Source organism: Streptomyces sp. MS06 (assembly GCF_047200655.1).
GTDB lineage: Bacteria > Actinomycetota > Actinomycetes > Streptomycetales > Streptomycetaceae > Streptomyces.
Window position 1 is genome coordinate 21,872 of the sequence record NZ_JBJZOJ010000009.1, and the last position, 14,122, is coordinate 35,993.

Consider the following 14,122-nt stretch of genomic DNA (forward strand, 5'->3'; position numbering starts at 1 on the left):
TTGCGAACCCGCCGAGGCGGCTAAGGTTAGGTTTGCCTCACCGGATAACGGGATGGCAGTCGAGGAGAGCGATCCCGTCGGGAGGTGGACCGCGTGTACGTCTGCAGCTGCTTCGGTGTCACGGAGCGCGAGGTCCGGCAGCACGCCCGGGACGGGGCCTGCACCCCGCGCCAGATAGCCTCCGCCTGCAAGGCGGGCACGGACTGCGGCTCCTGCGTACGGCGCATCCAGGCCCTCCTCGGTCGCGGCGCCTGCCCCCGGCGCGACCTCGCCGAGCAGGGCGGGCCGGCGCTCGGGGCGCTGGAGGAAGCGGCCTGAGGGCGGGCCGGGGAGGCGTGCCGCCGGGCGTGCCGCGGGCGTGCGATCACCCCTCCGGTTGCTCGATCAGCTGTGCGATGTAGAGGGCCTCGCCGAGCTTCTCCACCAGGGCCAGCTGGGTGTCCAGGTAGTCGATGTGCTGCTCCTCGTCCGCCAGGATCGACTCGAAGATGTTCGCCGACGTGATGTCGCCCTTCTCGCGCATGACCCTGATGCCGCGCCGCAGCCGGTCGATCGCCTCCACCTCGACCTGCCGGTCGGCCTCGAACATCTCGGTGAGGCTCTGCCCGACCCGCACGTGGAACAGCCGCTGGTAGTTCGGCAGCCCGTCCAGCAGCAGGATCCGGTCGGTGATCACCTCGGCGTGCTTCATCTCGTCGAAGGACTCGTGCCGCGTGTACGCGGCGAGCTTCGTCCAGCCGAAGTTCTCCTGCATCTTCGAGTGCAGGAAGTACTGGTTGATCGCGGTCAGCTCGCCGGTCAACTGCTCGTTGAGGAACTCGAGGACCTCGGGGTCGCCCTGCATCGCGCCAGGCTCCTTCCACAGGGGGTGCGGGGGTGCGGCGGCATGATTGCATCGAGCGCGAAGATCGTCCAGTAAGTGTGTGCTTAGTGGTCAAGCGGCAGATAGGTGCTCGTTGTCCGGTTCGTGCCGCGGGGTGCCTGGTCATGTGCACCGCCCCGGGTCTGTCAGGATGGAGCCATGGGTCATCCGCTGGAGCGCGCGTCTGGAGAAGCAGCACAGTCCGAGCTCCCGCCGGGACAACGCCTGCAGAAGGGCTGGCCGGTCACGCACTACGGCCCGGTGCCGAAGTTCCGGCCCGAACGCTGGGAGTTCCGGGTCTTCGGCGCCACGGCGGACGGGGAGAAGCACTGCTGGACCCACGAGGAGTTCACGGCCCTGCCGTACACCACCGTCGTGGCCGATCTGCACTGCGTGACGAAGTTCAGCATGGTCGGTGCCGAGTGGGGCGGCGTTCCCGCACGGGCCGTCCTGGACATCGCGCCGCCCGCGCCCGGCGTCACCCATGTGATGGTGTGGGCGGAGTACGGCTTCAGCTCCAACCTGCGCCTCCACGACTTCACCGCCGAGCGCACCCTGTTCGCCACCCACCGGGACGGCGAGCTGCTGACCGCCGAACACGGCTTCCCGCTGCGGCTGGTCGTCCCCCACCTGTACGCCTGGAAGGGCCCCAAGTGGGTGCGGGGCGTGGAGTACATGACCGCCGACCGCCGCGGGTTCTGGGAGGAGCGCGGCTACCACAACATCGGCGACCCCTGGCAGGAGCAGCGGTACTCCTACCAGGAGGAGCCGGGCGACGGCCCCGAACTGTGAGCCCCGGCCGGGAGGCCGTTGGCCGGCGGTTGCCGTATGCCCGCCCTCGGTCTCGTACGTCGGTGCCGCACGAGCGAGGAGCCGATCCCTAGCCGGGGTAACTCTGGGCGGACGGCGCCCTGAGCTTCTTCAGCCGCTCCACGTCCGCCGCGTGCCCCTGACTGCCGCCGGGCGTCTCGGTGACCAGCGGCACCCCGGCCGTCGCCGGATGCGTCATCAGCGCCCGGAACGGCTCCTCGCCGATGTGCCCGGCACCGATGTTCGCGTGCCGGTCCTTGTGCGCGCCGACGACGTCCTTGGAGTCGTTGGCGTGGACGAGCTTCAGCCGGCCCTCGCCGACCGTGTCCACGAGCAGGTCCAGCGTCCGGTGCATGCCGTCCGGGCCGGTCAGGTCGTGCCCCGCGGCGAAGATGTGGCAGGTGTCCAGGCACACGCCGAGCTTCGGGTGGGCGTCCAGCGCCTCGAAGTACGGCCCGAAGTCCCAGGTCCGCGCGCACAGCGAGGCACCCTGGCCGGCGGTCGACTCCAGCAGCAGGAACGGATCGTCGTCGTGGACGAGTTCCTCCAGCAGCGGCAGCAGCCGCTCCCGGACCTGCCGCAGCGCCACCGACCGCTGCCGCCCGCCCGTCGCGCTCCCGGTGTGCACGACCACGCCCAGCGCGCCGATCTCCCGCCCCCGCCGCAGCGAGTGCCGCAGCGAGGCCACCGAGCGCTCCACGGTCGCCTCCGTGTGGGAGCCGAAGTTGATCAGATAGGGCGCGTGCACGTACACCGGCAGCGACGCCTGCGCGCAGGCGTCGCGGAAGGCCTCGTCCTGCCGCGGGTTCCCGGTGGGCGTGGCCCAGCCCCGCGGGTTGGCGACGAAGACCTGCACGGCCTCGGCCTTCAGCTCACGGGCGTACGACAGCCCCACCGAGTGCAGGCCGCCGGCCACCGGGACGTGCGCGCCGACCGGGTTGCGCGGGAGGGAGGGAGAAGAGGTGCTGCTCATCGCCCGTCCAGCATGCCAGCAGCGGTGCCGCCCCCGCCGGGCGGGGTGCGGATCCCGCGGCGAGACGGCGAGACGGCGAGACGGCGAGACGGCGCGGCGGGGTGGCGAGGTGTCGAAGAGCGGCGCGGCCGGGTGGCGACGCGGTGCCGGCGCGGCGGTGCGGGTCGCCCCGGCGGTGTGGGTCGCCCCGGCGGTGTGGGTCGCCCCGGCGGTGTGGGTCGCCCCGGCGGTGTGGGTCGCCCCGGCGGACCGGTGCCGCGTCGCCCGTCAGCGGATGGTGATCTTGATCTTCGACCCCTTGGGCGCCCGGTCGCCGCCCTTGACGGACTGCTTGTGGACGGTGTCGCCGAACAGGCCGAGCAGCCCGCGGTCCTCCTCGACCTCGAAACCGGCGCCCTCCAACCGCTTCTTGGCCTCGTCCACGTGCTCACCCACCACGTCCGGGACCTCGACCATCTCCGGCCCCTTCGACAGGGTCAGCGTCACCGTGTCGCCCTCGGCCGCCTCTCCGCCGCCGCCCGGCGTCTGCGCGGCGACCTGCCCGGCGTCGAACGGGGAGTTGACCCGCTCGCCGGCGACCTCCGCCTTCAGACCCGCACCCGCCAGGTCGTCCTTCGCCGCGTCCAGGTCCTCGCCGGTGACGTCGGGCACGTCCACGGGACTGCCCTTGCTGACGTCGAGGGCGATCGCGGAACCCGCGTGCCGCTGGGTGCCCGCCACCGGCTCCGAGGCGATCACGAAGCCCCTCGGGACCTCCGCGCTGAACCGCCGGGTCACCATCCCCGGCTCCAGACCCGCGTCCTTCAGCACCGAACGCGCCTTGTCCAGCCGGTAGCCCGCCAGGTCCGGGACCTTCACCGTCTCCGGGCCCCGCGAGACCGTCAGCGACACGGAGGCGTTGTTGCGGACCCGGGCGCCCGGCGCGGGGTCGGAGCTGATGACGCTGCCGCGCTCGACGGTGTCGCTGAAGGCGCGCCGCACCTCGCCCACGTCCAGCCCGGCGCCCGCCAGCCGCTCGCGGGCCTGCGCCTCGGTCTGCGACAGCAGCGGCGGCACCTTGGTGAACTGCCCGGAGTTGATGTACCACAGGCCCCCACCGGCGCCGAGCACCAGCAGTACGGCGACGACGATCGTCATGATCCGCGGCCGGAAGCGCACCGGGCCCCGCCGCGGGGCGGGCGGCGGGGACTGCAGACGGCTGGTGCGGTGGACCGGGCCCTCCGGCCGGTCCTCCTCGCCGACCGGCAGCAGGCGCGGCAGCGTCATCGAACGGGGGATGACGCTCGTGCGGTCCTCGGCGTTGTCGTGCTCCGCCGAGAGGGCCTGCGGCGGTACTGCGTCCAGCTCCGCCGCGGAGAGCGTCGCGCGCGCCTCGCGCACCTGCGCCAGCAGCGCCACCGCGTCCTCCGGCCGGGTCCCGGCCGCCCGCGCGGTGGCCGACGCCACCAGCCCGTCCAGCGCGCGCGCCGTCCCCGGCACCGCGGCCGACGGCGGCGGCACGTCCTCGTGCAGGTGCCTGTAGAGCACCGCTGCGGCGGAGTCGCCGTCGTGCGGCCGGCCGCCGGTCAGCATCTCGTACAGCACCACCCCGCAGGCGTACACGTCGGCGCGCGGATCGGCGGTGCCGTGCTCGATCTGCTCCGGGGCGAGGTAGGACACCGTGCCGAGTACGGCACCGGTGGTGCTGGTGACCGTGTCCACGGAGCGCACCAGCCCGAAGTCGGCCACCTTGACCCGTCCGTCGTCCCCTATCAGGACGTTCTCCGGCTTCATGTCCCGGTGCACGAACCCGGCCCGGTGCGCCGCGCCGAGCGCGGCCAGCACCGGCTCCAGGATGTCCAGCGCCGCCCTGGGCTGCAGCGCCCCGCGCTCGCGCAGCACGTCGCGCAGGGTGCAGCCGGCGACGTACTCCATGGCCAGGTAGACGTACGAACCGTCGGTGCCCTGGTCGAAGACCTGCACCACGTTCGGGTGGGCCAGCCGGGCGACGGACTTCGCCTCCCGGATGAACCGCTCCACGAAGGAGCCGTCCGCCGCGAGCGCCGGGTGCATCACCTTCAGCGCGAGCACGCGGTCCAGGCGGGTGTCCACGGCCCGGTAGACCGTGGCCATCCCGCCGACCGCGATCCGCGCCTCGACGCGGTACCGCCCGTCGAGCAGCCGCCCGACCAGAGGGTCCTCAAGGGTCGTGTCCACGCGGGTGAGTCTACGAGCCGTCACCGACACCCCGTTCCCTTCCACAGGATCGGGGCGGGACTGCAGCCGACCTGTGACGCGCTCCCGAGGGCCCGGAAGACCGCGCGCAGGGCTGCGCGCCCCGGGCGGAGGCCGTGCGCCCCGGCGGAGAGCCGTGCGCCCCGGGCGGAGGGCCGCGTGCTCAGAAGGCCGGCCGCTCCGGATCCAGTACCGCGCGGCCCCGGGCCGGCGACGACGCCTGCGCGAACCACCGCTGCGGGATCCGGCCGGCCCGCCGCGCCAGCCGGCCCGCCTCCACCGCGTGCCGCATCGCCGCGGCCATCGACTCCGGGTCCCGGGCCCGCGTCACCGCGGAGGCGAGCATCACGCCCGCGCACCCCAGCTCCATCGCCAGCGCCGCGTCCGAGGCCGTGCCCGCCCCCGCGTCCAGGATCACCGGCACGCCCGCCTGCTCCACGATGAGCTGGAAGTTGTGCGGATTGCGGATGCCGAGACCGGAGCCGATCGGCGAGCCCAGCGGCATGACCGCCGCGCAGCCGACCTCCTCCAGCCGCCGCGCCAGCACCGGGTCGTCGTTGGTGTAGGGCAGGACCGTGAAACCGTCGTCGACCAGCGTCTCGGCCGCGTCCAGCAGCTCCACCGGATCGGGCAGCAGGGTGCGCTCGTCGGCGACGACCTCCAGCTTCACCAGGTCCGTGCCCAGCGCCTCGCGTGCCAGGCGAGCGGTGAGCACCGCCTCCCCGGCCGTACGGCAGCCCGCGGTGTTCGGCAGCACCCGGATCCCGAGCCGGTCCAGCACCGACAGCACGGATCCGTGCACCGACGGGTCCACCCGCCGCATCGCCACCGTCGTCAGCTCCGTGCCGGACGCCACCAGCGCCCGCTCCAGCACCTCCAGGCTCGGGGCACCGCCGGTGCCCATGATCAGGCGGGACGCGAAGGGCGTACCCCCGACGACGAAGGGATCCTCGGCCACGGGTCAGCCTCCTTGGACTGCGGTCAGGACCTCGACGCGGTCGCCTTCGGCGAGGCGGGCCGACGGCCACTGCGCGCGCGGGACGACGGTCTCGTTGAGAGCGGCGGCGACGCCGGACGGGGCCCCGGTCAGGGACCGGACGACCGAGTCGAGGGCGGTGCCCTCGGCGACCTCGCGCGGCGCACCGTTGACGGAGATGTTCACGCGGCCCGCTCCACCGGGGCGAACCGCCGCGGGCTGAACGCCCGCGCCTCCTCCGGCAGCCCCCCGGTGACCAGGGCGTGCGCCAGTACCTCGCCGGTGACCGGGGTCAGCAGCACGCCGTTGCGGTGGTGACCGGTGGCCAGCAGCAGCCCGTCCAGGGCGGTCGGCCCGAGCAGCGGCGCGTTGTCCGGGGAACCGGGGCGCAGCCCGGCCCGCGTCTCGGTCAGCGGCAGCTCCGTCAGCCCCGGCACCAGCTCGTGGGCGTCGCGCAGCAGCTCGTACACGCCGCCCGCGGTCACCGTGGTGTCCCAGCCCAGCTCCTCACTGGTCGCGCCCACCACCAGCTCGCCGTTCTCCCGCGGCACCAGGTAGACCTGGCTGCCGCGCACCACCGCGCGCACGGTGCGACTGAGGAAGGGCGCGTACCGCTGCGGCACGCTCAGCCGCAGCACCTGCCCCTTCACCGGCCTGACCGGCGGAAGCACGTCGTCCGGCACGCCCGCCAGCCGCCCGCTCCAGCTTCCCGCGGCGAGCACCACCTGCCCGGCGCCGAGCACCGCGCCCGAGCGGGTGACCACGCCGGTGGCCCGGTCCCCGGCCACCGTGAGCCGTTCGGCCCGCTCCCGGTGCAGCACCACGCCGGCCCGCCCGCAGGCCGCGAGCAGCGCGGCCGCGAGCCGGCGCGGGTCGATCTGGTGGTCCCCGTCGACGCGGAGCCCGCCGCGCACGCCCGGCGCGAGCATCGGCTCCAGCCGGCGGCAGTCCCGACCGGACAGCCACTGCGAGTCGAGCCCGGACTGCCGCTGCAGGGCGTGCAGTTCGCGCAGCTCGGCCCGGTCGTCGGAGTCCAGAGCCACGGCGAGCGTGCCGCAGCGGCGGTAGCCGAGGTCCTGCCCGGTGAGGTCGGTGAGTTCGGCCGCGAAGCCCGGGTAGCGGCGGGCCGACGCCAGGTTCAGGCCGAGCAGTGTCTGCTCGCCGTGGTGCAGCTCCGTGACGGCGGCCAGCATCCCGGCGGCCACCTGTGCGGCGCCGCCGCCGGGGTCCGGGTCCACCACCGCGGCGGCGAGTCCGCGCTGGGCGGCCCGCCAGGCCGTCACCAGCCCGATGATCCCGCCCCCGATGACGAGGACGTCAGGTGTACGCGTGGGCGACATGGGCGTCCAGCCCCTCCCTTCGCCGGCATGACCCGGATCAGGTTCGTACGGTCGGAGGCCGCCAGCCTCCCTCTCAGCCCGGTGCGTCCGGGCTCCCGCGAGTGCTTTACGGTGGCCACCCTAGCCCGCCCGGACCGTGCCTGTAAGGGAGCCTCGCACCATGGCCCGATCGCTCGACGGCCTCGTCCTCGCCCCGGTGGCCGACCAGGCCCCCGGCCAGGTCGGCGCCGCTACCCGGTTCGCCTACCACGAGCAGGACGGCGGGATCTGGGCCGAGTACGCGGGCGGCGATGTCGTACGCGGCCGTCTGGTGGGTATCCGGGAGGGGGACCGGCTGGACTTCCGGTACGTGCAGCTCACCCGCGACGGTACGACGTCCGCCGGGCACTGCGTGGCCACCGTCCTCGAGCTGCCGGACGGGCGGGTGCGGCTGGAGGAGGACTGGGAGTGGGAGTCCCGGGAGGGCAGCGGGACGAGCGTGGTGGAGCAGGTCGCGGACGACGACGGCGGACCGGTGGGAAGCCGGCTGACTAGGGTGATCAGGTGAGTGAGCGGACGCAGCGGCGGGCCACGGCCCCGGCCGCGGGGCGGGTGGTCGTGGTCGGCGCCGGCATGGCCGGGGTGCAGACCGCGGTCGCACTGCGCGAGCACGGGTTCACCGGCTCGGTGACCCTGGTGGGAGCCGAACCCCACCAGCCCTACGACCGGCCCCCGCTGTCCAAGGCGGTCCTGCTCGGCACCGCCGAGCACTCCGCCTTCGACGTCGACTTCGACGGACTCGGCATCGGGCTGGAGCTCGGCCGGGAGGTGCTGGGCCTGCGCCCGGGCGACCACGAACTGGACACCGCCGCCGGGCCCGTGCCCTACGACGTCCTCGTCCTGGCCACCGGCGCGGAGCCGATCCGGCTGCCCGGCACGGACGGCGTACCCGGGGTGCACCTGCTGCGCACCCTCGACGACGCCGAACGACTGCGGCCCGTCCTCGCCCGCCAGCACGACATCGTCGTCGTCGGCGCCGGCTGGATCGGCGCCGAGTTCGCCACCGCGGCCCGCGAGGCCGGCTGCGCGGTCACCGTGGTCGAGGCCGCGGACCGGCCGCTCGCCGGGACCCTGCCGGCAGAGGTCGCCGCCCCGATGGCCGCCTGGTACGCCGACAGCGGGGCCGTGCTGCGCACGCACGCCCGCGTCGAGCACGTCGAGCCCGGGGCGGTGGTGCTCGACGACGGCACCCGGATCCCCGCGGGCGCCGTCGTCGTCGGCGTCGGAGCCCGGCCCGCGACCGGCTGGCTGGCCGGTTCCGGCGTCGAGCTCGGCGCCCGCGGCGAGGTGGTCGCCGACGCCCACCTGCGCACCTCCGCATCCGACGTGTACGCCGTCGGCGACTGCGCCTCCTTCCCGTCCGCCCGCTACGGGGAGCGCCTGCTGGTCCACCACTGGGACAACGCCCTCCAGGGCCCGCGCGTGGTCGCCGCGAACATCGTCGGCTCGGCCACCGGGCAGCCCGACGCGGTCTACGACCCGGTGCCGTACTTCTGGTCCGAGCAGTTCGGCCGCTTCGTGCAGTACGCCGGGCACCACGCCCGTGCCGACCGCACCGTCTGGCGGGGCGCCCCCTCCGGGCCGGCGTGGACGGTGTGCTGGCTGCGTGAGGGGAGGCTGGTCGCCCTGCTGGCCGTCGGCCGTCCGCGGGACCTGGCCCAGGGGCGCCGGCTGATCGGCGCGGGCACCGCGATGGACCCCGAACTGCTCGCCGACCCGGCCAGACCGCTGAAGGCGGCCACCGTCGGCTGACCGCGGCGGCCCCACCGGCGCGGCCGCCGCGGCCGGGGCTGACTACCGACTGTCGGTGCCAGATGGCAGGCTTGGTCATGTGACCGAGATTGACGCTAAGACCGATGCTCTCGTCCCCGGCTGGCTCACCCTCCCCGACATCGCCGAACAGTTCGGCGTCGAGGTGACGCGCGTGCGGCAGCTCGTCAAGGAGGGCCAGCTCATCGCCGTACGCCGGGGCGAGAACCGGGCGCTCCACGTCCCCGCCGCCTTCATCGACGGGGACAAGGTCGTCAAGGGCCTGTCCGGGACCCTGACCCTGCTGCGGGACGACGGCTTCACGGTCGAGGAAATGCTGGAGTGGCTGTTCACTCCCGACCCGAGCCTGCCCGGCACCCCCGCGCAGGCGCTCGGCGAGAACCGCGGCACGGAGGTGAAGCGCCGCGCTCAGGCGCTCGCCGTCTGACCCGCACCCGCCCCACCGCCCATCCGCACACCGTCCGGCGTACGGGCCGCGGCCTGCGCCGCGGCCGCCGTCCGCCGCGCCCCGTCGCGGCCCGTACGCCGCCGACCCGGCACCCACCACGGGGGAACCACCCATGTCAGACAAGGCCGCCACCGCCGCCACCGCCCGCCTCGCCGACGCCCGGCTCTACCTGTGCACCGACGCCCGCAGGCGCCAGGGCGACCTTCCGGAGTTCCTGGACGCGGTACTGGCGGGCGGCGTGGACATCGTGCAACTGCGCGACAAGGGCATGGAAGCCGCCGAGGAACTGGAGTACCTGAAGGTCTTCGCCGAGGCCTGCGCCCGGCACGGCCGGCTGCTCGCGGTGAACGACCGCGCGGACGTCGCCCACGCCGCCGGCGCCGACGTGCTCCACCTGGGCCAGGGCGACCTGCCGGTGCCGGCCGCCCGCAGGATCCTGGGCGGGGAGGCCCTCGTCGGCCGCTCCACGCACTCCGAGGCGGAGGCCGCGGCGGCCGCCGTGCAGGACGGTGTGGACTACTTCTGCACCGGCCCCTGCTGGCCGACCCCCACCAAGCCGGGCCGCCCCGCCCCCGGCCTGGACCTGGTCCGGTACACCGCGGGCCTGGGCACCGACCGCCCCTGGTTCGCCATCGGCGGTATCGACCCGGGCAACCTCGACGAGGTGCTGCGGGCCGGTGCCCGCCGGGTGGTCGTGGTGCGGGCGCTCACCGAGGCGGACGACCCGGGGAAGGCGGCGGCCCGGTTCGCGGAGCGGCTGCGGGAGGCGGTCCTCTAGCTCGGCCTGGGGTATCGCGAAGATCCTGCGCGGTGGCCGCGGTGGCCGCGGTGGCCGCGGTGGCCGCGGTGGCCGCGGTGCCCGGCGCCGTGCGGCGCCCGTTTCCCCGTGCTTCGGGGGACGTATGTCCAAGGGGTGGACAACAGGCCGACTTTTCGGGCAAATACCCGTGCTCCGGTTGGGGGACCGCCTACCCCTGGTTAACCTGCCGGTATGGCCCTCGGAACCGCATCCACCAGGACTGATCGCGCGCGGACCGTGCGCGAGATGCTCGCCACCGGAAAGGCGACCTACTCGTTCGAGTTCTACGCGCCCAAGACGCCGAAGGGCGAGAAGAACCTGTGGAACGCGCTCCGCCGGGTGGAGGCGGTCGCTCCCGACTTCGTCTCCGTGACCTACGGCGCGGGCGGCTCGACCCGGGCCACCACGGTCAAGGAGACCCAGCAGATCGTGGTCGACACCACGCTCACCCCGGTCGCCCACCTCACCGCCGTCGACCACTCCGTCGCCGAACTGCGGAACATCATCGGCCAGTACGCCGACGCCGGGATCCGCAACATGCTCGCGGTCCGCGGCGACCCGCCCGGCGACCCGATGGGCGACTGGGTGCCGCACCCGCAGGGACTGACCTACGCGGCCGAACTCGTCCGGCTCATCAAGGAGTCGGGGGACTTCTGCGTCGGCGTCGCCGCCTTCCCGGAGATGCACCCGCGCTCCGCCGACTGGGAGACCGACGTCCGCCACTTCGTCGCCAAGTGCCGGGCCGGTGCCGACTACGCCATCACGCAGATGTTCTTTCACCCGGAGACGTACCTCAGGCTGCGCGACGAGGTCGCGGCGGCCGGCTGCGACACGCCGGTCATCCCGGAGATCCTGCCGGTGACCAGTGTCCGGATGCTGGAGCGACTGCCCAAACTGAGCACCGCCGCCTTCCCCGACAGCCTGAAAGAGCGGATCCTCACAGCGAAAGACGATCCCGCCGCTGTACGCTCCATGGGAATCGAGTTCGCCACCGAGTTCTGTGCACGCCTCCTGGCCGAAGGGGTTCCGGGGCTGCACTTCATCACACTCAACAACTCCACGGCGACGCTGGAAATTTACGAGAACCTGGGCCTGCACCATCCCCCGCGGGCCTAGACCGGTCGCACTGCCGTACGACACACTGCACAGCGGCCACAGGGAGAGGGGCGTACATGAGCTGGACGGCGGTCCTCTACATCGCGTTCGGCGGCGTCGCGCTGTGGCTGCTCGGCGAGGTCCTGCTGCAGTACAAGGCGCGACTGCGCTGGCGGCTGCTCGCCTTCACCGGCTTCCTCGGCGTGGTCCTCGGAGTGCTCATCGCGTCCGTCGTCGTCATCGGTCTCGGCGCGGCCGCCTTCGCGGTCGGCCAGACCTACGTCACCCTGTCGTTCCGGCGCGGCTTCGCGGCCGGCTGGGCGGTCAGCCGCCGGGGCGCCGAGGACGGGCCCCGGCGCCGCGGCACGCCGGAGCACGACGACGAGGAGCAGGCGCCGTACCAGCCCGGCACGGACGACCCGGAGCAGGAGTACGCGGACCAGGCGGCCGCCCCCGGCGCCCACACCGCCGACGGAGACTCCTACGACCAGGCCGACGACCACGACGACGTGTTCACCCCGGTCCGCCCCGCCGGCCCGTCGGCCGCCGAGACCACCGCGGTCTACGAGCCCGAGCCGATGCCGGAGGACACCGGCTCCTACGGCGTCTACGGCGACACCGGGTACGCCGCCGCCCAGCCGCAGGACCAGTACGCGGCCGCCGCCCAACCCCAGGACCAGTACGCGGCCGCCGCCCACAGCACCGACCAGAACTACGGCTACGACGGGTACACCGGCTACGGCCAGTACGGCTACGACGCCTCCGGCCAGCAGCAGTACGCCGCCTACTCCGACCCCTACATCGGCAGCCAGGGCTACGGCAGCGGCTACGAAGGCACCTACGACGGCGGATACGGGCAGCAGGCCTACGGCCAGGAGCAGTACACCGGCGGCTACGCGGAGACCCCCGCCGAGGGGGTGTGGGTCCCCCAGCAGCGCGCCACCGACGGCGACCCCTACGCCGGCGGCTACCCGCAGGAGCAGCAGTACCCCTACCAGCAGGGCGACGGCACCCAGGGCGACGGAACCCAGGGTGGCGGCACCCAGGGCGGCGCCGGCTACGACGAGCAGCAGTACCGTTTCTGATCCCGCGCGGCTTCTGATCCGGCGCGGCTTCTGATCCGGTGCGGGTACTGATTCGGCGGGGGTTCTGATCCGGCGCGGGCCGCGTCACCGCGAGCCGCGGAACTCCGGACCCTCCACGACGAGACCGGCGACCAGCGCCCCGGACATTCCCGCATGCGGCAGCCCGCCGCCCGGATGGGACCAGCCGCCGACCCGGTACAGGCCCGGCAGGCCGGTGGCGTTCCCGGGGTGCAGCAGGCCTCCGCCGCCCGCAGCCAGCGCGGGGGCGGGGATCCCCCCGCCCGGTGCGCCCGTCGCCTCGGCGACGGCGGCCGGAGTGCGCAGCTCCCGCCACAGGACCCGGTCCCGCAGGCCGGGCACGGCACGCTCGGCGGCCTCCGTCATCCGGTCCGCCTGCACATCGAGGGCCTCCCGCCCGGTCAGGCCCCCGGCCGCCGGCACGCCCGCCCCGCCGTCCGCGGCCCCGGCGGGCAGCGGTGACGCCAGCACGACCGCCTCGTGGTCGCCGTCCGGGGCCGTCGCCGGGTCGTCGGGCCGCAGCACCGTGACGGTCGGGTCCGTCGGCATCCCCGCGGGGGAGCCGAACAGCGCCCCCAGCTCCGCAGCCCGGTTTTGGGTGTGCACCACCGTGCGATGCACCGCGTCCCGCGGACGCCCCCCGCGCAGCGCCAGCAGCACCGTCAGCCGGCTCGGCGCCCCGCGCCCGGCCGGCACCTCGCCCGGACCGCGCACCGCCGAGCCCCTCGCCAGCCTCTCCAGCACCTCGGGCGCGACGCCGGCGACGACGACGTCCGCCTCGGCCACCGAACCGTCCGCCAGCCCCACGCCCGAGGCCCGCCCGTCCTTCTCCACGATCTCGGTGACCTCGGCACCGAAGGCGAAGGCCACCCCGCGTGCCGTGCACCGCTCGTGCACGGCACGCGCCAGCTCGCGCAGGCCGCCGCGCACGTACCAGAGGCCGAAGGCGTGCTCCAGGTACGGCAGCACGGCCGCGCTCGCCGGGACGGCGCGCGGATCGAGCCCGTGGGCCAGCGCGTGGCCCTCCAGCAGGGCGGCCAGCCGGGGGTCGCGCAGTTCCAGGGCGCCCACCTCGGCGAGCGTGGCGGCCCGGCGGGTGCGCAGCAGCCGCCGCCGGGCGAGCGCCGGATAGGGCTCGCGCTCCGCCAGCACCTCCCAGTTCGGCCAGAGGGGCTCCTCCAGCAGCGGGCGGCGGGTGCGGTCCCAGGCCTCCCTGGCCCGGACCAGGAAATCCCCCCAGCGCTGCCCGGCGCCCGCGCCCAGCGCCTCCTCCAGGGCGGCGACGACGCCCGCCCGCGAGGCGTTCGGCAGGGACACCGCCGTACCGTCGGCGAACAGATGCCGTTCGGACGGGTCCACCTGGACCAGATCGACGCAGTGCTCCAGCGGCTCCCTGCCGGTCTTGACGAACAGGTCGCGCCAGACCGCGGGCAGCGGCAGCAGGCCCGGACCGGTGTCGAAGCGGAAGCCGTCCCGTTCGAAGCGGCGCACCGCCCCGCCGTACGTCTCCGTCCGCTCGTACACCGCCACCCGGTGGCCCGCGACGGCCAGCCGGGCAGCGGCCGCCATCGCGCCCATCCCGGCGCCGATCACCGCAATCCGTGCCATGCCGCGACTCTATCCGCCGCCGCCGACACCCCCGCCACGCGCCGGGGCGTCCGCCCGAGGGCCGCACCGGGCCGGCTGGGGACGA

At 74.5% G+C, this 14,122-nt stretch carries 15 protein-coding genes and 1 riboswitch; of the genes, 8 read left to right on the forward strand and 7 right to left on the reverse strand.

Annotated features, from left to right (window positions below; translation table 11 throughout):
* The first annotated feature begins 84 nt into the window (after nt 1-84).
* Complete coding sequence (locus tag ACL02U_RS06430) at nt 85-318, forward strand: bacterioferritin-associated ferredoxin (protein ID WP_412789666.1); 234 nt, start codon at nt 85-87, stop codon at nt 316-318.
* Nucleotides 319-364: 46 nt separating this feature from the next.
* On the opposite strand, the gene bfr is transcribed toward ACL02U_RS06430, so the two are convergent.
* Entirely contained in the window at nt 365-844 is a 480-nt protein-coding gene (gene bfr, locus ACL02U_RS06435) for a bacterioferritin (RefSeq protein WP_412789667.1), read from the reverse strand.
* A gap of 177 nt (nt 845-1,021) precedes the next feature.
* On the opposite strand from bfr, the gene ACL02U_RS06440 reads away from it, so the two are divergent.
* Nucleotides 1,022-1,654, forward strand: coding sequence for a sulfite oxidase-like oxidoreductase (locus ACL02U_RS06440; protein WP_412789668.1), 633 nt, complete (start codon nt 1,022-1,024; stop codon nt 1,652-1,654).
* Between the two features lie 88 nt (nt 1,655-1,742).
* Here the strand turns inward: ACL02U_RS06440 and ACL02U_RS06445 are convergent, their stop codons facing one another.
* From ACL02U_RS06445 to thiO, 5 genes are all read right to left on the reverse strand, one after another.
* Nucleotides 1,743-2,645 carry a deoxyribonuclease IV gene (locus tag ACL02U_RS06445; RefSeq protein ID WP_412789669.1) on the reverse strand — a complete coding sequence of 301 codons (903 nt, stop codon included), beginning with the start codon at nt 2,643-2,645 and terminating at the stop codon, nt 1,743-1,745.
* A gap of 267 nt (nt 2,646-2,912) precedes the next feature.
* Nucleotides 2,913-4,841, reverse strand: a complete 1,929-nt coding sequence (gene pknB / locus ACL02U_RS06450; RefSeq protein WP_412789670.1) for a Stk1 family PASTA domain-containing Ser/Thr kinase — start codon at nt 4,839-4,841, stop codon at nt 2,913-2,915.
* 181 nt (nt 4,842-5,022) lie between these two features.
* The gene (locus tag ACL02U_RS06455; protein WP_412789671.1) at nt 5,023-5,817 is read right to left on the reverse strand and encodes a thiazole synthase; all 795 of its coding nucleotides are present in this window, start codon (nt 5,815-5,817) and stop codon (nt 5,023-5,025) included.
* 3 nt (nt 5,818-5,820) lie between these two features.
* On the reverse strand, nt 5,821-6,021 hold the full coding sequence (gene thiS / locus ACL02U_RS06460) for a sulfur carrier protein ThiS (RefSeq protein ID WP_412789672.1): 201 nt from the start codon (nt 6,019-6,021) through the stop codon (nt 5,821-5,823).
* Entirely contained in the window at nt 6,018-7,175 is a 1,158-nt protein-coding gene (thiO, locus tag ACL02U_RS06465) for a glycine oxidase ThiO (protein ID WP_412789673.1), read from the reverse strand. Before thiO ends, thiS begins: the two co-directional genes overlap by 4 nt.
* Nucleotides 7,173-7,284, reverse strand: a riboswitch (TPP riboswitch). It overlaps the preceding gene by 3 nt.
* Nucleotides 7,285-7,335: 51 nt before the next feature.
* On the opposite strand from thiO, the gene ACL02U_RS06470 reads away from it, so the two are divergent.
* The 6 genes from ACL02U_RS06470 to ACL02U_RS06495 all read left to right on the forward strand — a co-directional run bounded on the left by ACL02U_RS06470 (nt 7,336) and on the right by ACL02U_RS06495 (nt 12,411).
* On the forward strand, nt 7,336-7,722 hold the full coding sequence (locus ACL02U_RS06470) for a hypothetical protein (RefSeq protein ID WP_412789674.1): 387 nt from the start codon (nt 7,336-7,338) through the stop codon (nt 7,720-7,722).
* Between the two features lie 44 nt (nt 7,723-7,766).
* Nucleotides 7,767-8,966, forward strand: coding sequence for an NAD(P)/FAD-dependent oxidoreductase (locus ACL02U_RS06475; RefSeq protein WP_412789764.1), 1,200 nt, complete (start codon nt 7,767-7,769; stop codon nt 8,964-8,966).
* Nucleotides 8,967-9,045: 79 nt separating this feature from the next.
* Nucleotides 9,046-9,411, forward strand: coding sequence for an Rv2175c family DNA-binding protein (locus tag ACL02U_RS06480; protein WP_412789675.1), 366 nt, complete (start codon nt 9,046-9,048; stop codon nt 9,409-9,411).
* 133 nt (nt 9,412-9,544) lie between these two features.
* Complete coding sequence (gene thiE, locus ACL02U_RS06485) at nt 9,545-10,210, forward strand: thiamine phosphate synthase (protein WP_412789676.1); 666 nt, start codon at nt 9,545-9,547, stop codon at nt 10,208-10,210.
* A 213-nt stretch (nt 10,211-10,423) separates the two neighbouring features.
* Complete coding sequence (gene metF / locus ACL02U_RS06490) at nt 10,424-11,347, forward strand: methylenetetrahydrofolate reductase [NAD(P)H] (RefSeq protein ID WP_412789677.1); 924 nt, start codon at nt 10,424-10,426, stop codon at nt 11,345-11,347.
* A gap of 56 nt (nt 11,348-11,403) precedes the next feature.
* Nucleotides 11,404-12,411, forward strand: coding sequence for a hypothetical protein (locus tag ACL02U_RS06495; RefSeq protein ID WP_412789678.1), 1,008 nt, complete (start codon nt 11,404-11,406; stop codon nt 12,409-12,411).
* Nucleotides 12,412-12,495: 84 nt separating this feature from the next.
* Here ACL02U_RS06495 and ACL02U_RS06500 read toward each other — a convergent pair whose 3' ends face one another.
* Entirely contained in the window at nt 12,496-14,037 is a 1,542-nt protein-coding gene (locus ACL02U_RS06500) for a phytoene desaturase family protein (protein ID WP_412789679.1), read from the reverse strand.
* Between the last annotated feature and the right edge of the window lie 85 nt (nt 14,038-14,122).

Bases quoted from the DNA above. Each gene is read 5' to 3' on its own strand.
- metF (WP_412789677.1), top strand. From the start codon at position 10,424: ATGGCCCTCGGAACCGCATCCACCAGGACTGATCGCGCGCGGACCGTG.
- ACL02U_RS06440 (WP_412789668.1), top strand. From the start codon at position 1,022: ATGGGTCATCCGCTGGAGCGCGCGTCTGGAGAAGCAGCACAGTCCGAG.
- thiE (WP_412789676.1), top strand. From the start codon at position 9,545: ATGTCAGACAAGGCCGCCACCGCCGCCACCGCCCGCCTCGCCGACGCC.
- thiO (WP_412789673.1), bottom strand. From the start codon at position 7,175: ATGTCGCCCACGCGTACACCTGACGTCCTCGTCATCGGGGGCGGGATC.
- bfr (WP_412789667.1), bottom strand. From the start codon at position 844: ATGCAGGGCGACCCCGAGGTCCTCGAGTTCCTCAACGAGCAGTTGACC.
- ACL02U_RS06495 (WP_412789678.1), top strand. From the start codon at position 11,404: ATGAGCTGGACGGCGGTCCTCTACATCGCGTTCGGCGGCGTCGCGCTG.
- ACL02U_RS06470 (WP_412789674.1), top strand. From the start codon at position 7,336: ATGGCCCGATCGCTCGACGGCCTCGTCCTCGCCCCGGTGGCCGACCAG.
- ACL02U_RS06445 (WP_412789669.1), bottom strand. From the start codon at position 2,645: ATGAGCAGCACCTCTTCTCCCTCCCTCCCGCGCAACCCGGTCGGCGCG.
- ACL02U_RS06500 (WP_412789679.1), bottom strand. From the start codon at position 14,037: ATGGCACGGATTGCGGTGATCGGCGCCGGGATGGGCGCGATGGCGGCC.